The following is a 22,379-nucleotide window of genomic DNA, read 5'->3' as shown; positions in this document are numbered from 1 at the left end:
ATTTAACTATCTATTTATATGGCGCTCTTCTGCCTGAGTGAATTCTACACAAACTTATAAGTTCAGCAAATTAATATCTGAGCCTTAATCTTAATATGCCGGATAATCCAGAATTAACCCAACCTGCTGTGTAAATTAACTGAATATTTGGTATTTATTCTCCTGTATCCTCGGTTGATAGTGATTATGGCAGCATAATATAATGTAAAATAGTTTCAGTCTGGTATTTGAAACTAAAAAAATCAAAAAAACTGGAGTGGCGGGCTGGTGTTCACGCGTAGATACGGGATTTTTGGGCTGGCGCCAGGCCTGGTGCGGGCTGAAAGGTTCAACAAATAAGGGGAGTGTAAGGCAGTAACCTGCTGTTATTTCGGTTAATTCATTTTTTAACGAATGAATGAAAAATACGCTAAATGATAAGTATTTATACTTTCATTCAGGTGGGTAACTGTTAAGTCTTTTAAATGCAATGAAAATGGTGCGGTCACGCACTGCGTCCTTTGGGTTTGATGACCAATGGCACGGGGCGCAATCAAATCTTTGCCTGATTGACGGCGTTGAACGACGGCGACCCGCCGCAAACTCCGTCACTGCCAGCGTTTTTCCCTGAGAAGAACAGATCAACGTGTTCAGCATCAAGGGCTGGAAATGCTGGCATAGGAAATTTTCCAGTGATTGAAATCCACTTTTACTTTTAACATATATGAATTATCATATTTGTCTTGTTTTCACTGGAACGTTTGATTATGCATCCTGTTCAACTTTTCAAATTGCTTGCCGACGAAACGCGGACAACCATTATTTTGCTGTTACGGGAAGCGGGAGAGTTGTGTGTGTGCGACCTTTGCGCAGTGACAAACCAGTCGCAGCCGAAGATTTCCAGGCATATTGCCCTGTTACGTGATGCAGGATTAGTGCTGGATCGCCGTGAGGGCAAATGGGTTCATTATCGTCTTTCACCTCATATGCCGGCATGGGCTGCCTCGATTATTGATACCGCATGGAGCAGTCAGCGTGAGGAAGTACGTGAATCACTCAAAAACGCTAACGCTAATGTGTGAAGCTGATCGCAAAAACGCATTCACAAAAACGTATGTATTTTTTCGAGGTGGGAGATTTCAATGTTACTCGCAGGCGCAATATTTATCCTGACCATTGTGTTGGTTATCTGGCAGCCTCGCGGGCTTAGCATTGGCTGGACAGCGTCAATAGGTGCAGTACTTGCGTTGGTGACCGGAGTCATTCAGTTGAATGACATTCCGGCTGTCTGGCATATCGTCTGGAACGCAACGGCTGCATTTATCGCAGTAATCATCATCAGCCTGCTGTTGGACGAATCAGGATTTTTTGAATGGTGTGCGTTGCATGTTGCCAAATGGGGTAACGGGCGAGGGCGGTTGCTTTTTACGTATATCGTGCTGTTAGGTGCTGCGGTGGCCGCGCTATTTGCTAATGATGGTGCAGCGCTCATTCTGACACCCATTGTTATCGCTATGCTGCTGGCATTAGGTTTTAGCAAAGGAACAACACTGGCTTTCGTTATGGCAGCCGGGTTTATCGCTGACACCGCCAGTGTGCCGCTGATAGTCTCCAATCTCGTTAATATCGTTTCTGCAGATTTTTTCCAACTGGGGTTTAGTGACTATGCGTCAGTCATGGTGCCGGTTGATCTCGCCGCTATCATTGCCACGCTGATTGTCCTTCATCTTTTCTTCCGTAAAGACATTCCCGCTACCTACGATCTTTCACTGTTGAAATCTCCTGCGAATGCCATCAAAGACCCGGCGACATTCAAAATGGGCTGGCTGGTGTTGGTTCTGCTGTTGGTTGGCTTCTTCCTGCTTGAGCCGCTCGGCATTCCCGTGAGTGTTATAGCTGCGTCTGGTGCGATCATTCTGTTTGTTGTGGCTAAACGCGGCCATGCCATTAACACCGGGAAAGTGCTACGCGGTGCACCTTGGCAGATTGTTATTTTCTCACTGGGGATGTACTTGGTTGTCTACGGTCTGAAAAATGCGGGCCTCACCCAGTATCTCACCTCACTATTAAATACCTTCGCAAACGGGGGGCTGTGGAGTGCCACCTTTGGTACTGGGCTGGTCACGGCGATGCTTTCATCAGTGATGAACAATATGCCGACTGTTTTGATCGGCGCGCTCTCAATCGAGGCAAGTGCGGCGGAAGGTGTCATCAAAGAAGCCATGATTTACGCCAACATTATTGGCTGCGATCTGGGGCCGAAAATTACACCGATTGGAAGTCTGGCGACGTTACTTTGGCTGCATGTACTCGACCAGAAAAACATCAAGATTAGCTGGGGTTACTACTTCCGGGTTGGCGTGGTGATGACACTGCCCGTGCTGCTTGTCACCCTGAGTGCGCTGGCTTTGCGCCTGGCGCTGACCCAATGAGATGAGAATGAACATGACAGATATTACCCTCTACCATAATCCGGCCTGTGGAACATCACGTAACACGCTGGCGCTGATTCGTAATAGCGGTGTTGAACCAACAATTATTCTCTATCTGGAGACACCGCCCGATCGCGATAAGCTCGTACAGTTGATCACTGCAATGCAGATTAGCCCCCGTGCATTGCTTCGTCAGAACGTGGAACCTTACGAGCAACTGGGATTAGCCGAAGAGCGCTTCAGCGATGATGAATTGATTGCATCCATGCTGACATATCCGATCCTGATTAATCGCCCGATTGTTGTCACACCGATTGGCACGCGGTTATGCAGGCCGTCAGAAATCGTTCTTGAAATATTGCCAGACCCGCAGCAGGGCGAATTCAGCAAGGAAGGGGGTGAAAAACTGATCGACAAACAAGGAAAGCGGCTGGTGTAGTCCAACAATGCTCACTCTTTCAATGGGTCGCACGGGTTATGGGGACGAGGTGTAGGGCTTTTTTTGGGCCTGCGCGGTGTAAGAAGGTTACACCGCAGTAAAAAGGCTGTATAATGACACGCGATACACACTTTAAGTTATTGAAAACAAAAGAAATTCTGTTTTCACCATGACGCCTGGGAAGGCGACACAGAGGTAGCTCCATGAGCGAGAAATTACAAAAAGTTTTAGCACGCGCCGGGCACGGTTCCCGTCGTGAAATCGAAACCCTGATCTCTGCCGGACGCGTCAGCGTTGATGGCAAGCTGGCCACACTGGGTGACCGTGTTGAGCCAAGTGCCTCAATGAAGATCCGTGTTGACGGCCACATTGTTCCTGTCAGTGAATCCATTGCCGAAGTCTGCCGCGTACTGGCGTATTACAAGCCGGAAGGTGAGCTTTGTACCCGTAATGACCCGGAAGGCCGTCCAACGGTATTTGACCGTCTGCCGAAGCTGCGCGGTGCGCGTTGGGTGGCCGTTGGCCGCCTGGATGTGAACACCTGTGGTCTGCTGTTGTTCACTACCGATGGTGAACTGGCAAACCGCCTGATGCACCCGAGCCGTGAAGTTGAGCGCGAATATGCCGTCCGCGTATTTGGTGCCGTCGATGACGAGAAGATCAAACAGTTAAGCCGTGGCGTGCAGTTAGAAGACGGCCCGGCAGCCTTTAAAACTCTGAAGTTTACGGGCGGGGAAGGGATCAACCAGTGGTACAACGTCACGCTGACCGAAGGGCGCAACCGTGAAGTTCGTCGTCTGTGGGAAGCGGTCGGCGTGCAGGTGAGCCGTCTGATCCGTATCCGCTATGGCGATATCGACCTGCCGAAAGGTCTGCCGCGTGGCGGCTGGACAGAGCTGGAACTCCAGCCGACCAACTACCTGCGTGAGCTGGTCGGTCTGGCGCCGGAAACGGTCACCAAAGTTGCCGTGGAAAAAGATCGCCGCCGTACTAAAGCGAACCAGATCCGCCGTGCGGTCAAGCGTCATACCACCACGACCACGAAAGCCAGCAAGCCGGGCAGCAATCGCCGCTCGTCTAAGCGTCAGCAAGGCTAACGTTGCGTGATGCAGTTGTGTGATGTCAAAAGGGACCTTCGGGTCCCTTTTGCGTTATAGCGCTTACCAGTCAATGCCCTGTTGTGCCTGGATCCCGGCATCAAAGGCATGCTTAACCGGGCGCATTTCACTGACAGTATCCGCCTGCTCCAGAATGTCCCGATGACAGCCGCGGCCAGTGATAATCACACTCTGATGAACAGGGCGTTGTTGCAATGCTTCAAGCACCTCTTCCAGCGGCAGATAGTCAAAACTCACCATATAGGTCAGCTCATCCAGCACCACCAGGTCCAGCGTGGGATCCTGCAACATGCGTTTGCCATGCTGCCACACGCTCAGGCAGGCGGCGGTGTCCGTTTCACGGTTTTGCGTGTCCCAGGTAAATCCGGTGGACATCACCTGAAACTCTACGCCATGAGGCTCCAGCAGGTTCCGCTCACCGTTGGGCCATTCGCCTTTGATAAACTGGATGACGCCGACACGCTTCTGATGCCCGACGGCACGCGTGGCGGTGCCAAACGCCGCCGTGGTTTTTCCTTTACCGTTACCAGTAAATACCATCAGAATACCGCGAACATCGGTCGCCGCCGCAATGCGCGCGTCCACCTGCTCTTTCAGCCGTTGCTGGCGCTGTTGATGACGATCTTCTGCGGCCATTATTCTGCCGCTCCGGGTTTACGTCCAGGCTGCGCATCAAAGCTGATCCCGGTTTTACGTTTACTGTCATCACCCATCAGCCAGAGATAAAGCGGCATAATGTCGGCAGGGGTTTTCAGCTTATTGGCATCTTCCTGTGGGAAGGCACTGGCGCGCATTTTGGTGCGGGTGCCTCCGGGATTTATGCAGTTCACCCGTAGCTGGCGTGCATCGTACTCTTCGGCAAGCACCTGCATCATGCCTTCGGTGGCAAACTTCGACACCGAATAGGCCCCCCAGCCTGCACGCCCCTGGCGGCCAACGCTGGAAGAGGTGAACACCAGCGAAGCCGCATCGGACTTCAGCAGCAGCGGCAGCAGGGCCTGGGTCAGGAAAAACGTGCCGTCGATATTGACGCGCATTACCTGCTGCCAGGTGGCCGGGTCCTGCTGATCCATCGGTACGACGTCACCTAACAACCCGGCGTTATGCAGCACGCCGTCCAGGCGCGGCACCTCTGCTGCCACCGACTGCGCCAGCTGGTGGCAGCTTTCCGGCGTCGCGGTTTCCAGATCGAGGGTAAACCACAGTGCCGGGGCTTTGCTGTGCTGATTCACTTCCTCACAGACCCGTTGCAGTTTTTCGGCATTGCGGCCCAGTAACACCACCTGCGCGCCGTAGCGGGCATAGGAGAGGGCGGCCTCGCGCCCGATGCCATCGCTGGCGCCGGTCACAAGAATAATTCGGTGATTAAGCAGATCGCTTTTCGGTTGATAATGCACGTAAAGATCCTCTGGCGATGGGGATGATATCCGCGGGCTGATGGTTCTGGCTGACGTAAGCCTTTGCACGGATTGAATAAAGTGATTTATGCCTGAAAACGGTGATGAGTTCAATCGCGCTGCCCGGATTTACGGTGAAGTCACGTCAGCAGGCGACTCCTGAGCGCGACTCCGCTACAATAAGTCAATCTCTAACATAATGTAAATCAAGGCGGTTTGAGTGGACTTACTCTCTTATTATGGACTTTTTCTGGCAAAAACCGTCACCGTTGTGGTGGCGATTGTGGCCATCGCCGTGGTGATCGCTAATCTTGCCATGCGGAAACGCGCCCAGAGCGGCCAGCTAAAACTGACCCACCTGGATGAACGCTACACGGAAATGCAGGATACGATGCGGCTGGCGAAGATGAAGCCGTTACAGCAAAAACTGTGGCACAAAGAGCAGAAGAAAAAAGAGAAGCTGGAGGCAAAAACCGCCAAACAGCAGGCGAAGCTGGGGCGTCCACCGGCAGCGACGAAACCCACGCTGTATGTGATCGATTTCAAAGGCAGCATGGATGCCGGTGAAGTCTCCTCGCTGCGTGAGGAGGTGTCGGCGGTCATGGCGGTGGCGACGGCCGGGGATGAAGTCCTGCTGCGTCTGGAAAGCCCTGGCGGCGTGGTGCATGGTTACGGCCTGGCAGCCTCTCAGCTTCAGCGCCTGCGTGAGAAAAAAATCCCGCTGACGGTGGCCGTCGATAAAGTGGCGGCGAGCGGCGGTTATATGATGGCCTGTGTGGCGGATCGTATCGTTGCCGCTCCGTTCTCGATCATCGGATCCATTGGCGTGGTGGCGCAAATCCCTAACTTTAACCGTCTGCTGAAGCGCAATGAGATTGACGTTGAGCTGCACACGGCCGGGGAATACAAACGTACGCTGACGCTGTTTGGTGAGAATACCGAGCAGGGACGCGAGAAATTCCGTGAGGACCTGAATGAAACGCACCTGCTGTTTAAGCAGTTTGTACACCAGATGCGTCCTTCGCTGGATATTGACAGTGTCGCGACCGGGGAGCACTGGTACGGGACGCAGGCGCTGGATAAAGGCCTGGTTGATGCCATCAGCACCAGTGATGATCTGATTATCGCTCAGATGGAGAAACACCAGGTGATTGGGGTGCGTTATGCGCGCCGCAAAGGGGTGATGAGCCGCTTTACCGATAGCGCGACGGGGAGTGTTGAACGTCTGCTGCTGCGTCTCTGGCAGCGTGGTGATAAACCGCTGCTGTAATCCTCATCACGCCCGCGTCTGCGGGCGTGATGCTTTTAACGGGCGTTCGCGTCCTGCGGCGTCAGCAGACACTGTTGTTCCAGTTCATCCCGCAGCAACACAATCGCGTTCAGCGTATTCACCCGTCGTTCTTGATCCGTGCCCGCCAGCAACTCAGGCAGTTGGCGGAGCAGACGTGCCAGCCGTTCAAAGCCACATTCGTTCAGCGCCTGCGCCAGCGTTTCCGCTTCACGACAGGCACGCTGTTCCTGGTGGCGCAACCCGTTGTGCAACCACTGGATCAGCATCTGCTGGCACTGCTGTAGCAGGGCCAGAGGCAGCGGTAATGCCGGAGGGGATGCGCTGACGGGCAGCGCCTGAGATGGCGCATTCCCGGCATTCAGCACCCAGGCACGCTGGCGCGTCATGATCACCAACGGTTCCAGCACCAGAACACCTTCAAGCACCGACACCCGACCGGAGACCTTGCAGGGCGGATCATCATGCTGTTGCAGCAGGGCTGTCAGGCAGTCAATGGCGCGTGGGGCCGAAGGCGATGCACTCAGTGATAACCGCAGTACATTCTCTTCACCTGCACCGCTGATAACATCGGCTTCCAGCGTTTGTCGTCCGGCATCCCAGCGGATATCCAGACATTCACCCAGCGGCAGGATAAACAGGCTATCACTGTGGCTGAGTGGTCGGGTGAAAGCGGGCGGGCGTTGTTGCAGATGGTGCCGCAGGGCTTCGACACCCGGCTGGCAAAGGGGAAACTCGGGCATCTCCCATGCCGAGGGCGTCAGGGGCGCGACGGTGCTCAGACGATCGCGGGCCGCCAGGTGCAACTCCCCGCGCGCATCGCGCTGTGCCGCCTGCGAGATGATTTGCCCGCCTGCCAGAATCGAAGCCTGGAACCCCGCAATACGGCGCTGCCAGCCGGGTGCATTCTGCTGTTCGGCCAGCGGCCACTGACGTGACAGATGCAGAACGCTGCCCGTATCCGGATCGGTAAACCAGATGCGTACCCCGTAATGGCGGTTGTCCTGCCAGCAATCCATGCCGAGTGATACCAGCCGCAGATGGTCGAGTTTGACCCGATCCTGTATCCCGAGGCCAACAATGTTGCGCCAGGGGTGTACGGGCGTCTTGCCCTCCGAGGCCACGCGTGCCATCTCGCGCGCAGCCAGCACGCGAGCCGTTAACCCGGCGAACTGGCTGAGAAACGGCCCGGCGCGATAATGGGATGCACGCTGGTGAAAGTGGTCGATACCCTCAGTCATTTGCTGGAGTGACAGTGTCACCCAACGCCAGTTGGCCTGCTGAGCGCTGCGTTGTGCCTGGGTCAATCGCGGCGCAAAGGTAACAGAAGGCTGGCTGAGACCCCCGCTCCATAGCTGGTGGCTCAGGTGACAAAGCTCTGCCAGATTGCCTTCACTCTCCGCCAGGTCAGTCACATCATCCTGCCGTTCGCCCTGTAATTGCCAGACGAGGTGTTCAAAACCCGGATGTTGTGCTTCGGCCGCGGCAAAGGCCTGCACCGCGAGAACAATATGTTCGCACAGCGTGCCTTCAACACAGTCGCAGCGGGCAAACTGCATGCTGCTGCGTGAGAAAAAACGCACATCGCTCATCGGCAGTTTCGCTGCGGGCACTTTGCCTGGTTCGCACTGGAGTTCTATCACCAGCCCTTTATCAGCTAATTGCTGTGCGCGTTTTAGCGTTGCCGCAGGCAGTGAGCGTAGTTCCGCCAGCCACTCGCCGGGCTGCCAGCGGACAGAGGCGGCGGGTGCCGTCGCCTCGGTGGCGCACAGTTGCTGATAGCCGAGCACCAGCATAACCCGATGGCGGCACATGCCGCTGGCCCCACAGCTACACTGTGCTTCTTTCAATGCCTGACCCTGGCTCAACCGGGTCAGGATGCCATCGCTAAACTGCGCTGTCAGCACGCCGTCCTTATCGCTGAACGAGGGCAGATTTCCGGCGGCGATCTCTTTCTGGCTGCGTTTAACAAAACCCGCATTGCTGAGGGCGATTAACGCCTGCGGGGTCAGTTCGAGCAGCTCGCTGCGTAGCATCTCACTCATGATTGCAGGTTCTCCGCCAGCCAGGCCGCCAGTTCACCCGGCGTCATGGCTGCAATCTGCGCCCCGGCATTGACCAGTCGTTGGGCCATATCACGGTCATAACTGGGGGCGGCTTTACTGTCGAGTGCGGCCAGTCCCAGCACTTTACTGCCGCTCTGCACACACTGCCTGACCTGGTTGACCAACAGTGAGGGCGATCCGCCCTCGAAGAAATCGCTGACCAGTACAATCGCGCTTTTTTGCGGCTGTTCGATCAGCTGCCGCGCATACTGCACGGCTTTACCAATATCGGTGCCGCCACCCAACTGAACTTTCATCAGCAGGTCAACCGGGTCCTGCACGTCAGCCGTCAGATCCACTACGCTGGTGTCGAATGCCACCAGATGGGTACGGATCCCCGGTAGCTGCCAGAGACAGGCGGCCATCACGGCGGAGTGGATCACCGAATCCACCATCGATCCGCTCTGATCGACCAGCAAAATGAGCTGCCATTTCTCGCTGTGGCGTTTTACCCGACTCATAAAGACCGGGGATTCAATAAACAGCCGTCCGCGCTGTGGGTCCCAGCGGTGCAGGTTATCACGCAGTGTGCCTTTAAAATCGAAGTTACGGGCAATGGCCACCGGCGATCGGCGTCGGCGGTCGCGGGTGCCGGAAAACGCCTGCCGGACCTCCGTCGCCAGCCGCGCCATAATCTGTTCCACCACCTGACGCACCAGACGTCGGGCGGCCTGTAACACCTGTGGATTCATCAGGTGTTTGGTGTGCAACACCGCGCGCAGCAGGCCTTCAGAGGGGGCGATGCGTTCCAGTACCTCAATGTTGGTGACCACATCATCGATGCCGAAGCGCAATACGGCGTCACTTTCCAGCCGTTCAATCACCTCTGCAGGGAACAGTTGATGGATGGCGTTGATCCATTGCGGAGTGGTGAGCTGCGATCCCTCGCTGCCGCCGTGGCGCTCACCGCGTTGCAGGCGCTGTGGATCGCGGCCGTACAGCCACTCCAGGGCGTTATCCACCGCGCGGGCATGTTCATCAAGCCCGCCGAGACTGCTTTCCGCAGCCTCACCGAGCATCAGCCGCCAGCGTTGTAGCTCAGTACTGGTTAACATATCGGAGAGTTCAGGCATCCGGGGTCCTTACAGTATGCCCCAGGCGCGGAGCGCATCGACGGCGCGCTGCTCCTGCTGCTGGTGACGAAGAAAATCGGCAGGTGCACAGGCAGCCGGCAGCGGCGTTTGTAACAGATGTTCTGGCAAGTGGGAGAGTTGGTAATGCGCCAGCACCTGACGTGCAAGCGCAGCCCGTTCACGCGGCGGCAGCCACGCCAGTGCGGCACGCAGATCGGGCAGGGCGGCGATAAACTGATCGTCCGCCAGCAGCATCAGTTGCTGATTAAACCCGGCCACAAAGGCCGGATGCGATGCCAGCTGGTGGCGTGCCAGCGCGATGAGTCCGTGCAGCGCCTCGCCCAGCCGTGACGGAGGCAGCGCCGCCAGCAGCGCCAGTGCCGCCTCTGCATCGGCACTGGGATGTTCAAGACGAATTAACGCACCCAGGGCCGCGCCGCGGCTGAGCGCACTCGCCTCCGCTGCACGACAGCGGCGTTCCAGCACGGCAAGCGCACGCGGCAGCAGCACCAGAGCGCGATCGGGCTGCGGGTGGCTCTGCTCATCGCGCAAAATATGGCACAGTGCCTGCCAGCTGTGCAGATGGGCATTGATCTGCGTGGCATCAATCAGCCCGGTCGACTCCGCCAGCCACAATGTGCGGTCTATCGCTGCACGTAGGGTGGTGTGCAGGATGGCGGCGTCACGCATTCCGTTGAAGGTGTCGTGGCGCCACAGCGCGTAGAGGATCTCCATCGCGGGGCCCATCTGTTCAAACTGGCTCTCCAGCGCGATCTGCTGCTCCAGCCGGGAGAGCAGTTGCAGGCTGAATGTGGACAGCCCGGCGAGGGCGGCGCGTTGCAGCCAGGCGGCCAGTGACGCAATGTCATCGGCCCCGGCCATCGCGGATTCCAGACGGTTGCGCGCGGCCTCGATCAGCGTGGCGCCATAGCGTGCGGCTTCGATCAGGGCGGCATGTTGCTGCAATGGCCGGGTCAGCGTCCACTGCTCTTCACCGTCGCCGGAAAGCGCCAGTGTGTGGCCCTGCTGGCAGAGAATGCCGGGGATATCCAGCACCGCAAGGCGATGCAGTACCTGACTTTGCCCTAATCCTGCCGCATCAAAGCGGTTAAGGGTCAGGGTGGATGGGAGCGTAATGCTGGCGTGCGCAAGCTCACGTATCACATCCCGGGGTAAGGGAGGTTGGGGTGTGTCGGCGGCCAGTTCGCCAAAGCGATGTCCTGCCAGCACGTCCACCAGGGTGATCAGGATCGGATCCGTGCCCGGCTGCAACTGACCACGATAGCTCCACGGCAATGGGGTATGCAGGGCTTCTTTGATCAGACTGCCAGCCAGCGCATCCAGCCAGTCGTTGCGCAGCGGCAGCCTGTGACCGCGCAGTGCCGCCAGCCCCCGCGCCATGGAGACGACATTCGCCATATCCGCGGTTGAGGCGGGCAGATGCTGGCGGCGCAGATGGGTCAGAACGGTCTCCAGCAGGCGCATTCCGGCCTGCCGCTGCCCGTATTGCCAACACCAGTGCTGCCACACCGGCGCGGGCATCCCGGAGAGATAGCCTGTCAGCACATCCAGCCGCTTTTCACTGTAGGGGGTCAGATAGCTGCCGGTGACGGCACCGGGAAGGGGCGGGTCAGGCAGGCCGGGTTCACCGGTATCTGAAACGCTGCGCCACAGACGGGCAAGGACAGGAGCATGCCAGCCTCCGCAGACCACCAGCACCGGGCCGTTATCCTGTGCCATCGCCCAGGCGATCCAGCGTGCCATATACGCCTCGCGCTGCCGATCCTGCGGGCTGCCAGGGCAACCGTCACGCAGCTGCTGAAACCACAGATCCAGCGTGCGGGGGAGCTCGTTATGCTGATCGTCATCTTCGAACAGATGGTCCCATAACGCATCGCTGCTTTCCATTCCGCAGGCCGCCATCATCGCCTGCTGGCGCTGGTGATAGTGCTGGCTGTCGCTGTCGTCTTCGTCATCGTCAGTTGTCTGCGCCCAGATCGGCATATAGATAAAACGCGTTTAAGCCTTCAGCCGTTGTGCGGCCAGCAGTGCCTGCCATTCAGGTGACCATTCGGCAAACGGTGTCCAGGCACCGATACCGGGCGTATCGTGATCCTGAAACTGGCAGTAACCGTAAATGGCGATCGGCAACTGATGCGCCAGCCGCAGTTCATCGAGTCGGGGGTTAAAATCCGCCGGGCCTTCAATCAATACCCAGGCCGGGCGCAGCTGTTCGATGCTGTGCTTAACCCTCCTGGCGCAGGCCGGGCTGTGGTGGCGGATGCCGAGGATGAGCGGTTCACCGGCCGGGGGCATCGTGACTGGAGGACGATCTGTTGCCGGGAGGGTCATGGCAGCCGGTGACGCGCCTGGTAATACGCCTGCCAGTGCGCTTCTTTACGGCTCCCCACGCGCTGCTCAAAGTAGCGTTGCAGGCGTGCGCGATCGTCTTCATTATCTTTGACGATGGTGCCACCAATGCAGTCAACCAGGTCAGCCGGTTCACCGGCGCGCTGTTGCAGGAACCAGGCGCGCACGCCCACCGCATGTGCCACATTGACCGCTTCAGCCGTCGACATAATGGCGTTCAGGCTGTCCATCGCGCTTTTTCTCTCTCCACCGCTGCGCAGATCGCGGAAGGTTTGCACCAGCAGTTCCAGCACGTCATCCGGCACTTTATGCGGGATGCCGCTGTGCGTCAGCAGACGTGCAGACGCAGAAGAGACCAGCGCCAGCTCCTGCTCGAAATTCATAATCGGGAACACGGTTTCGAAGTCAAAGCGGCGTTTCAGCGCGGCACTCATCTCGTTAACGCCACGATCGCGGGTGTTGGCGGTGGCGATAATATTGAAGCCTTCACGGGCATACAGCTGGCTGTCATCACCGCTCAATTCTGGCACTGCCATCACGCGGTCAGACAGCATCCCCAGCAGGCAGTCCTGCACTTCGAGCGGCGCGCGGGTGATCTCTTCGAAACGTACGATTTTACCCTCACGCATGCCCTGATAAAGCGGGGCCGGGACCAGGGCATCAGTTGATGGCCCCTGGTTAATCAGTAAGGCATAGTTCCAGGCGTATTTAATCTGATCTTCGGTCACGGATGCGCCGCCCTGAATGGTCAGCCCGGCATCACCGCTGATGGCGGTTGCCAGCAGCTCTGACAGCAGCGATTTTGCGGTGCCGGGTTCACCGACCAGCATCAGACCGCGCCCGGTAGCCAGTGTCACCAGCATGCGCTCAACGCTGGCGATCGACGTGACGACTTTTGCACTGATATCCCGGGCATCATCGCCCAGGATAAATGCCCGTGCTGCCGGCAGACTGAGTTGCCAGCCGGGGGGCAGGGGGCCACTGTCATCCTGTTTCAGCCGCGCCAGTTCCGCAGCGTAAAGTACCGCGGCCGGGGGCCGCGGCAATACATCAGACATGGTCTTTCCTTAACAAACGGGTTCAGGCATTAATCAAACAGCGCATCAATATCACTCAGCATTTCGCTGGCGGTAATCGGATGCAGTTGTGAGAACGGATGCTTTTGCGGGTGCTGCTGGCCCCAGCCATACTGGTGGGCATCGCCGTGCCACAGCCAGATGCTTGCCAGCGACTGCTCCTTGTTAAATTCATCCGGCGCCATGCCAACGCCCAGGCCTTCACCCATTTCCAGCACCAGTGTCAGGTTCCCCAGGGGTTTTAACATCCAGCAGATCCATCCCGCATCCTGTGGCACGCCACGCAGCCAGCCTTTGCTGGTCAGTCCGGCCAGACGTCCACTTGGGCATAGCCTGCCCTGCCAGCGTTGTAAATCGGTGGCTTCACGCTCTTCATCGGTCAGCAGATAGCGGTTACGATCCAACTGGCGGAAGGGAGGCAGCAGCTCATAATCCGCAAACAGCTGACCAAAGGCGGCGGCATCTTCGGGCGGCATTTCCAGAATATGCGGAATACCGATTTCAACAGCGTTGTGTGGCAGTGTGAACAGGTCATCGTCTGCGGTGCTGTAACTGTTGTCTTCCGCGACGCGGAAGCAGCTCAGCAACTGGTTATCGGCATCATAGGCGCCCCAGACCAGGCGGCGGGTCAGGTGACCGACCAGCGGATGCCCCACCAGGAACTGGATGAACTGAGCTTCCGTCCAGCGGCGGCGCAGGCACATTGCGCTTTCCAGACGGGCGATCTGCTGGCTGGCGATGGTGCGCGCATCTTTTTTCAGTAATTTGAAGCGATTGACCGCCTCTGTCGCCAGCGCAGCATCGTCACTCTTGTTCGGTTTTGGCAGGTCTTTCAGGCGGCTGCCGCTGCTGTCACGTACGAAAGGTTTGAGCGACTCATCAAAACTGACGCTGAACTGGCGCGGACCGAAATCAAGCAGCAATGAGCCATTGTCATCCAGCCCCAGGTCTGGTGCCAGACGGTCTTCCAGCTCTGCGACACTCAGTTCGCGTTTTTCGGCAATCTGGCTGATTTTTTCACGCGCCCGCTCCTGCAGCGCTTTGAACTTCAGCTTCTGTGCAATGCCGTTGAGCTGCATCAGCGCGATATCCGAGCCAATATCCGCCAGAATATCCAGACCCGCAACGGCACGTTTATGCTGAGATTCCCCCGGCCAGCTGCGGATCAGCGGGGTTAACTGACGGGCGATATCATCGTTGCCGAACAGCCCGAGCGTGCTGAACGCCCAGCCCTCTTTTGACGGTGCAGAGGCGGCCATCCACGCGGTGTACAAATCCCAGGCAAACGCTGCCAGTGAGTCCGGTGTGCAAGCTTCTTTGACCTGGACCAGCCCCGGATACAGGCCATTTTCCGTCGGGAATCGTAGCATGGTGCCGAGGTGCATCAGGGCATCCTCTGGCAGGGCTTTACCGTTATGGAGCAGAGGACGCGTCCACAACACGGGTTGCCAGAAGTCCGGCAATGCAGGGCGCTTTGCCGGGAAATCGTCCAGTGGGTCAAGCTGTACCAGGGCATTGACCGCCGCCAGCACCTCGGGTTGCGCATAGCGTCCAGCCACCGCTTCCAGCAGTTCCTGATAGCCGTTATCCAGCAGCAGACGCAGCGCCAGACGCGCGTGATCCTGCGCTTCTCCGGCTTTGCCGAAAGCCACCGGCAGCAGGCCCGCTACCGCATGTTCCGGGTACTTCAGCAGCCAGTTACGCGCCTCTGCACGCAGGGTTTTCAGTTTGGAAAACGCACGTGAAACCAGCGGTGCGAGGTCGGTGCTACCCACGCAGAGTGCGACGGGCAGCGCTTCCTGCGGCTGGCGGCCAACACTGTTGATAAAGCCGGGTAGCCCGTCCAGGCCGAAATGTGCCATGACCAGCGCAATACCGGTGTGATGCTCCGTACTGAGTGCATTCCACAGGTTGAGGCCTTTTTCACGCGGCAACCCGGGTAAAATAGTGAGGTTCCAGTCACTGGCGTAATGCGAGTGGTTGGTCGCCCAGTCGGCAATAAGCTGACTGTAATTATCCTCTTCATAGGCCTGCACCGCTGTGTCTGGTAATGACTGGTTCCATGAATTGAAGCCAAAACGCGCGAGGATCTCTTCTGTCTTCAGACCCTCTACCTTGAGCTTACGATGATTCGACCACATCGACAGCTGGTCTTCTGGCACGCCGTCGAACTGCGGCGCGACAGGCTGCACCGATAACGTCAACTGCGGAATGGTGCCGACTTGTTTTTTGACGGTCCACGGCGGAGACACGAGGATCGCCGGTAACATCTCCGCGCTGGCGCAGTCGGTTTTAACGTTCAGCTGCGCAAGACTGCTCTCCACCAAAGCGCGTTCCTCCGCGGAGAGCCAGGGGGCAACCTCAGCAGCCAGCTGCGGCTGAGTGTGCAGCAGGGCATGAAGCTGACTACGCCACAGCGCATCCTCTTTACCGTTCAGCAGGCGAACCAGGGCCGCGAACGCGGCGTGAGGGAAGCGTTTACTGGCTTTTGCTGCGCGCTCATAGCTGCGTTTTCCCTTACCGGCAGCGTCAATTAACATCATGAGTGCCTGCGGATGGTTGACGTGCATCAGCACTTCGCCACAGCGATCGCCGTGAGCGTAGGGCGCCAGACGCGGTAGCGCGCGCACACCCTGCTCCAGCAGCACAGTGCTGGTCAGTATTTCGCCGTAATACCAGCTATCAAACAGTTCTAACGCCTGGTAATACTCCAGCACGTGCAAGGTCGCTGCATCCGTCGCGGTCATTTTCAGCCACTCCAGCGCCGTCAGATCCCGGTCGCGTCCTGCACGCAGGGTGATTTCATCGGCCAGTTCGGGGCGCTCCGGCAGCAGCAATGACACCAGCGGCTGACGCCAGAGTGGGATCAGTGGCAGGGCGGCGACCAGGCGGTCTGCGCAGCGTTGCCACAGGTCTGGCTGTGCCGCAGAGAGGTGCCAGCGCAGACGCATTTCATAATCAACGATATTCTGCTGGTAACCCGCAGGTGGGTTATCCGCCGGATAAAACGAGATGTTGCGCGAGCGGTAATCCCGGTCGAGACCAATCTGCAGGCTGGCGATGATCATCTCAACGGCATACTCCAGGCCATAACTGGCCACGATGGCATCGATCAGCAGCGAAGTGTCGCGCCCCGCATAGGTTTGATTGATTTTCATCAGGGCCGCAGCGGCCATCGGGGAGTCCTGCGGCAGCGGTTTCGCCTCGGCGAGACAGGCCTGCGCGATGGCGAACGCCTGCTGCCAGCTGCTATCGCAGCGACTGCCGTCCAGGACCATGCCGCCGTTCTTTTTGGTTTCCTGGCTCAAGACCTTCAGACGACGTAACTGTTCTGCGGGTTCTTCGACTTTACCGATGGCCGGGAGTGGCCTGTCACGGTGGCTGAGCGCCAGTACCGACAGCTTCTGCGGCAGCGTAATGGCATCATCTTCTGTCAGCCACAGCGGCGCCGTAGGGCTGACAACGGGGTTGAGTGGGGCAGCTACGGGTGAAACGGTGAGAGGCTCGTCAGCCGTTGGCGCGGCGGACGGTGTTTTTTTCGGGCTGGCTGGCGCCACGGCTGCGGGTGGCACGGCCTGGACTGAGGCTGCACTGCCAGCAGAAGCGATGCTCTGTTGTTTATCTTCACCTGCCGCCAGATAGCCTTTACGGCTCTTCTCTTTAATGAGCTTCTCGCACGCTTTTCTGGCCTGTTCATCATCGTCAAAACTTTTTATCTGGCTTTGACCCTGAGTTCCCACACGTCCCCAACTGAGATGGAGTTCCTGTTGTTTTTGTACAATGGTCCAGAATTTGTGGGATTTTTCATCCTGATAAATCAACGTGGTCATGTGGTTTCCATTTGTGTTGAACAGGACATCGATAGCGCAGCGATATCCGTAAAAGAGAAGCGATTCTCTGCCTCCGGTCACTTTTTTTGCAGCAGCGGCGGTAGACCGGTGGGTCAATGTAATCAACGTCAGAAAGGGGTTCAAGCGGAAAAATCTCGCTTTTATCAATCGGTTGATTATCCAAATATCATATCCGCAGGCAAATCGTTTTTTTCTTCCTTTATAAGGCAGTCGTCTCAGTGAACAAATGCTGTGCTTCGTGGTGCCCGGGCATTGCGGCGAACAGCACAAATTTATCTCTTTTTGCTGCCTTTCCTGGCGTAAATGGGGGCTTGATGCTAATTAAGTTGCGTAACAGATTTTATCAGGTAGAGTGTGGGCGTTTCGGGTTCCGGGCGTAAAACAGACTTTACGCTCTGTTAGAGATTCGCTTAACAGGTGGTAAAAAGTACCGTTAATCAACTAGTTGCAACGTGCGTTATTATGTTGGAATGGATAAAAAGTTAACCGGGTTGAATCTGTTATCCCGATAACCCTATCGTTAGTGCGCGATGTGACGAGTGCAAAACGGCACACTTACTCTCGGATGTTTTAATCAGGTAAAGGTAACTATGGGAAAAGCTCTCGTAATAGTTGAGTCCCCGGCAAAAGCCAAAACGATCAATAAATATCTCGGTAATGACTTCGTGGTGAAATCCAGCGTAGGCCATATCCGTGATTTGCCGACCAGTGTATCAACAGTTAAAAAGAGCGCTGACTCTACAACCAGTAAAACAACCAAAAAGGTCAAAAAAGACGAGAAGACGGCGTTAGTTAACCGTATGGGCGTCGACCCTTATCACGGCTGGGATGCGAATTATCAGATCCTGCCGGGCAAGGAAAAAGTTGTCGCTGAACTGAAGGCGCTGGCTGAGAAAGCTGACCATATCTATCTCGCAACGGACCTTGACCGCGAAGGGGAAGCCATTGCCTGGCACCTGCGGGAAGTGATCGGTGGCGATGAATCGCGCTATAGCCGCGTGGTGTTTAACGAAATCACCAAGAATGCGATTCGCCAGGCATTTGAAAAGCCGGGTGAGCTGAATATTGACCGTGTTAATGCCCAGCAGGCGCGCCGCTTTATGGACCGCGTTGTGGGTTACATGGTGTCTCCACTGCTGTGGAAAAAAGTAGCACGTGGTCTTTCCGCTGGCCGTGTTCAGTCGGTGGCCGTTCGACTGGTGGTTGAGCGTGAGCGCGAAATCAAAGCGTTTGTTCCGGAAGAGTACTGGGATCTGAACGCGGATCTGACCACGCCGAAAGGGGTGGATTTGCCGATGCAGGTTACGCATCAGGGCGATAAACCGTTCCGTCCAGTCAACCGCGAGCAGACCTACGCCGCGGTCAGCCTGCTGGAGAAAGCCCGCTATGTGGTGGCCGATCGTGAAGATAAGCCCACCAGCAGCAAACCCGGTGCACCGTTTATTACCTCTACGCTGCAGCAGGCGGCCAGTACCCGTCTTGGCTTTGGCGTGAAGAAAACCATGATGATGGCCCAGCGTCTGTATGAAGCCGGTCATATCACCTATATGCGTACTGACTCAACCAACCTGAGCCAGGATGCTGTCGGCATGGTGCGCGGCTACATCGAAGATGAGTTCGGCGCGAAATACCTGCCGAAAGCCGCTAACGTCTACAGCAGCAAAGATAATTCTCAGGAAGCGCATGAAGCCATCCGACCATCGGATGTGAAAGTGCAGTCTGAGCAGCTGAAAGATATGGAAACCGACGCGCAGAAGCTGTATCAGCTGATCTGGCGTCAGTTTGTTGCCTGCCAGATGATGCCGGCGCAATACGATTCCACCACGCTGACGGTGGAAGCCGGCGATTTCAAACTGAAGGCGAAAGGGCGTACATTGCGCTTTGATGGCTGGACGCGTGTGATGGCTGCGCTGCGTAAAGGTGATGAAGATCGCGTGCTGCCAGCGGTGGAAGTGGGCAGTGAGCTGAGTCTCCAGCAACTGGTGCCAAGCCAGCACTTCACCAAACCACCGGCCCGTTTTAGCGAAGCCTCGCTGGTTCGTGAGCTGGAAAAACGCGGTATCGGCCGTCCTTCTACTTATGCCTCTATTATCTCGACCATTCAGGATCGTGGATATGTGAAGGTGGAAAGCCGTCGATTCTATGCGGAAAAAATGGGTGAAATCGTTACAGACCGTCTGGAAGAGAACTTCCGTGAGCTGATGAACTATGACTTCACCGCGCACATGGAAGACAACCTCGACAAAGTCGCGAAGAATGAAGCCCAGTGGAAAGCCGTGCTGGATAAGTTCTTCAGTGAGTTCAGCGAGCAGCTGGCGCAGGCAGAGAAAGATCCTGAAGAAGGCGGTATGCAGCCTAATCAGATGGTCCTGACTTCAATTGACTGCCCAACCTGTAGCCGCCAGATGGGGATCCGTACTGCCAGCACCGGGGTATTCCTCGGGTGCTCTGGCTACGCGTTGCCGCCGAAAGAGCGTTGTAAGCAGACCATTAACCTGATCCCTGAGAATGAAGTACTGAATATTCTCGAAGGTGATGACGCGGAAACGAACGCACTGCGCGCCCGTCGCCGCTGCCAAAAATGTGGCACGGCAATGGACAGCTATCTGATCGACCCTCAGCGTAAGCTGCACGTCTGTGGTAACAACCCAGAATGTGATGGTTATGAGATCGAGCAGGGCGAGTTCCGCATCAAGGGTTATGACGGTCCGATCGTTGAGTGTGAGAAATGTGGTTCCGAAATGCACCTGAAAATGGGTCGCTTTGGTAAGTACATGTCCTGCACCAATGACGATTGCAAAAATACGCGTAAAATTCTGCGCAGCGGCGAAGTCGCGCCACCGAAAGAAGATCCGGTGCCGTTACCTGAGTTGCCGTGTGAGAAGTCAGACGCTTATTTCGTTCTGCGTGATGGTGCTGCTGGTGTGTTCCTCGCGGCCAATACGTTTCCTAAATCGCGTGAGACCCGCGCGCCGCAGGTGGAAGAGCTGCAACGCTTCCGTGACCGTTTGCCGGAAAAACTGCGTTACCTGGCCGATGCGCCAGCGACCGATGATGAAGGCAACAAAGCCGTTGTGCGTTTCAGTCGCAAAACAAAACAGCAGTACGTCAGCACAGAAAAAGACGGAAAAGCCACTGGCTGGTCTGCTTTCTTTGTTGATGGTAAATGGGAAGTCACCAAGAAGTAACGTTGCGTGAATTATCCCTGTCGGGGGCGGTCAGTCATCGCTGCCCCCACACCTTTTTTTCTTCTGTTCCCGCTGATGAATTCCCCTGGCTGTGGTATACATATCCCACATTTTTGATATAGTTGTTATAGATAACCCCTTTCTTATTATCTAATTGCATTAGAGCGATTGCCTGATGAGAGCGCCAGCCACAGAGTTGAACACTGTTGCTCGGTTTTCGGCGCATTGTTTCAAACCCTGGATGGAACGAAAAATGAAATTGCAGCAGCTGCGCTACATCGTTGAAGTGGTGAATCACAATCTCAACGTCTCTTCAACGGCCGAAGGGCTGTATACCTCGCAACCGGGCATCAGTAAGCAAGTACGTATGCTGGAAGATGAGCTTGGCATTCAGATCTTTGCCCGCAGCGGCAAACATCTGACTCAGGTGACGCCTGCCGGGCAGGAGATCATCCGCATTGCACGAGAAGTGTTATCGAAAGTGGATGCGATTAAATCCGTTGCCGGAGAGCACACCTGGCCAGATAAGGGTTCTCTGTACGTTGCCACTACGCATACACAGGCACGTTACGCTTTGCCCAATGTAATAAAAGGGTTTATTGAGCGCTATCCGCGCGTCTCCCTGCATATGCATCAGGGATCGCCTACGCAGATCGCAGAGGCGGTTTCGAAAGGCAATGCTGACTTCGCGATTGCCACCGAAGCGCTGCACCTTTACGACGATTTGATCATGTTACCGTGCTACCACTGGAACCGTGCCATCGTCGTCACGCCGGATCACCCCCTCGCGGCGAAGAGCAAAGTCTCCATTGAGGAACTTGCAGAATACCCATTAGTAACTTACACCTTCGGCTTTACGGGCCGCTCAGAACTGGATACCGCATTCAACCGTGCCGGGCTGACCCCGCGTATTGTCTTTACTGCGACCGATGCAGACGTGATTAAAACCTACGTCCGGCTGGGACTGGGTGTTGGGGTAATTGCCAGCATGGCGGTCGATCCGGTGTCCGATCCGGACCTGGTGCGTATCGAAGCAACCGATGTATTCAGCTTCAGTACGACCAAAATCGGTTTCCGTCGCAGCACATTCCTGCGCAGCTATATGTATGACTTTATTCAACGTTTTGCCCCACATCTGACGCGCGATGTTGTTGATACTGCTGTAGGTTTGCGTTCGAATGAAGATATTGAAGCGATGTTTAAAGATATTAAATTGCCCGCAAAATAATCACTCAGGTGATGAAAAAACCTGTCCGGAGCCGCTTTGCGGCTCTTTTTTTTTCCATTGATGCCTGCTGGCACCCCATTCGTTAATGTCCTTTGATTATTTTTTCGTAAATGAAAGATGTATCACATGTTCTCCTATTGTTATTTCTTAAATGAGAAACAGTACACAGTTTTCATTGTCCCCCTTTGCGCTCAGCTAGTATGATTCTCATACTCTAGTTAAAAGCGGGTGAGAACAGCTGCAACGAAAGGATGAGTAAAGAAAACTCTAATTTAGAATGGACCTGTAATGGAGCCCGGCGTTGTTAATTTGTGTTAAGTGATAATTAATCAGACTGAGTTGAGTGAGCGTTTTTAATTAATGTTGTTCATGGTTGATGAATCCTGTTAATCGTTTTGTTCAATAAAAATTACTGGATTTTGCAACAGAGAATGTTTAGGATTCATCCTAATTTCTGATTGGTTCAAACAATCGTTTTAATGAGAGTGATTATCAAAAACTATGGCGACTAGATTATCTGTACAACCCGGCTTCGGGGACAAAACCATCAAGGTTGAGCGTAACAGCAATCTGAAACGCAAAGCCTGGATGACGGTATTCGCTGCTTCAGCCCTGTTTTGGGGAGTGGTTGGCTTATTCGTATGGCGCATATGGGGATAACAATGTACCTGAGACAGCCAGAGCAAAAAGCACAGCAAGTCCGCAAAACGAACGATCGTTTCTGTAAGGGCAAGAACAAGCCTCAGGACGCCATTCCGGCATCATGGGATTTGAATGACCTGCAGCGCAATTTTATTGAGTCAATGTTCGAAGAGAAGAAAGTTAAATAAAGCAG

At 55.8% G+C, this 22,379-nt stretch carries 13 protein-coding genes and 3 pseudogenes; 8 read left to right on the top strand and 8 right to left on the bottom strand.

What is annotated here, in order from left to right; translation table 11 throughout:
• The first annotated feature begins 743 nt into the window (after window positions 1–743).
• The 4 genes from WH279_RS17210 (at window position 744) to rluB (ending at window position 3,947) form a co-directional block, all read left to right on the top strand.
• Complete coding sequence (locus WH279_RS17210) at window positions 744–1,061, top strand: metalloregulator ArsR/SmtB family transcription factor (protein WP_339458764.1); 318 nt, start codon at window positions 744–746, stop codon at window positions 1,059–1,061.
• 60 nt (window positions 1,062–1,121) lie between these two features.
• Complete coding sequence (locus WH279_RS17205; protein ID WP_339457845.1) at window positions 1,122–2,411, top strand: arsenic transporter; 1,290 nt, start codon at window positions 1,122–1,124, stop codon at window positions 2,409–2,411.
• Between the two features lie 13 nt (window positions 2,412–2,424).
• Window positions 2,425–2,850 (top strand): glutaredoxin-dependent arsenate reductase, encoded by a 426-nt coding sequence (arsC, locus tag WH279_RS17200; RefSeq protein WP_133842147.1) that lies wholly within the window; start codon window positions 2,425–2,427, stop codon window positions 2,848–2,850.
• Between the two features lie 203 nt (window positions 2,851–3,053).
• Entirely contained in the window at window positions 3,054–3,947 is an 894-nt protein-coding gene (gene rluB, locus WH279_RS17195; protein ID WP_159336557.1) for a 23S rRNA pseudouridine(2605) synthase RluB, read from the top strand.
• A 63-nt stretch (window positions 3,948–4,010) separates the two neighbouring features.
• Here rluB and cobO read toward each other — a convergent pair whose 3' ends face one another.
• Both cobO and WH279_RS17185 read right to left on the bottom strand, forming a co-directional pair.
• Window positions 4,011–4,604, bottom strand: a complete 594-nt coding sequence (gene cobO, locus WH279_RS17190) for a cob(I)yrinic acid a,c-diamide adenosyltransferase (protein ID WP_200642473.1) — start codon at window positions 4,602–4,604, stop codon at window positions 4,011–4,013.
• Window positions 4,604–5,365: a YciK family oxidoreductase gene (locus tag WH279_RS17185; RefSeq protein ID WP_200642474.1), complete on the bottom strand. Its 762-nt coding sequence runs from the start codon at window positions 5,363–5,365 to the stop codon at window positions 4,604–4,606. Before WH279_RS17185 ends, cobO begins: the two co-directional genes overlap by 1 nt.
• A gap of 220 nt (window positions 5,366–5,585) precedes the next feature.
• Here WH279_RS17185 and sohB point away from each other — a divergent pair, with 220 nt between their 5' ends.
• Entirely contained in the window at window positions 5,586–6,635 is a 1,050-nt protein-coding gene (gene sohB / locus WH279_RS17180) for a protease SohB (protein ID WP_133841904.1), read from the top strand.
• A 35-nt stretch (window positions 6,636–6,670) separates the two neighbouring features.
• Here sohB and WH279_RS17175 read toward each other — a convergent pair whose 3' ends face one another.
• From WH279_RS17175 to WH279_RS22790, 6 genes and pseudogenes are all read right to left on the bottom strand, one after another.
• Window positions 6,671–8,689, bottom strand: coding sequence for an SWIM zinc finger family protein (locus WH279_RS17175; protein WP_339458760.1), 2,019 nt, complete (start codon window positions 8,687–8,689; stop codon window positions 6,671–6,673).
• Window positions 8,690–8,694: 5 nt separating this feature from the next.
• On the bottom strand, window positions 8,695–9,831 hold the full coding sequence (locus WH279_RS17170; protein ID WP_167863802.1) for a vWA domain-containing protein: 1,137 nt from the start codon (window positions 9,829–9,831) through the stop codon (window positions 8,695–8,697).
• A gap of 9 nt (window positions 9,832–9,840) precedes the next feature.
• Window positions 9,841–12,147 (bottom strand): annotated as a pseudogene (locus tag WH279_RS17165) (DUF5682 family protein).
• Between the two features lie 32 nt (window positions 12,148–12,179).
• Entirely contained in the window at window positions 12,180–13,259 is a 1,080-nt protein-coding gene (locus WH279_RS17160) for an ATP-binding protein (RefSeq protein WP_339457844.1), read from the bottom strand.
• 29 nt (window positions 13,260–13,288) lie between these two features.
• Window positions 13,289–15,679, bottom strand: a pseudogene (locus WH279_RS22795) (DUF4132 domain-containing protein); the annotation flags it as partial.
• 1,236 nt (window positions 15,680–16,915) lie between these two features.
• A pseudogene (locus WH279_RS22790) lies at window positions 16,916–17,107 on the bottom strand (WGR domain-containing protein); the annotation flags it as partial.
• A 611-nt stretch (window positions 17,108–17,718) separates the two neighbouring features.
• Here WH279_RS22790 and topA point away from each other — a divergent pair.
• From topA to WH279_RS17140, 3 genes are all read left to right on the top strand, one after another.
• Window positions 17,719–20,316, top strand: a complete 2,598-nt coding sequence (gene topA / locus WH279_RS17150; protein ID WP_339457842.1) for a type I DNA topoisomerase — start codon at window positions 17,719–17,721, stop codon at window positions 20,314–20,316.
• A gap of 253 nt (window positions 20,317–20,569) precedes the next feature.
• Window positions 20,570–21,544, top strand: coding sequence for an HTH-type transcriptional regulator CysB (gene cysB, locus WH279_RS17145; protein ID WP_062743153.1), 975 nt, complete (start codon window positions 20,570–20,572; stop codon window positions 21,542–21,544).
• A gap of 501 nt (window positions 21,545–22,045) precedes the next feature.
• Window positions 22,046–22,204, top strand: coding sequence for a YmiA family putative membrane protein (locus tag WH279_RS17140; RefSeq protein ID WP_133841910.1), 159 nt, complete (start codon window positions 22,046–22,048; stop codon window positions 22,202–22,204).
• Window positions 22,205–22,379: the final 175 nt, after the last annotated feature.

It is taken from the genome of Erwinia sp. MYb375 (genome assembly GCF_037479175.1).
Lineage (GTDB): Bacteria > Pseudomonadota > Gammaproteobacteria > Enterobacterales > Enterobacteriaceae > Erwinia > Erwinia rhapontici.
Note: the sequence above shows the minus strand (reverse complement) of the source record. Positions and strands in the feature narration are given on the sequence as shown.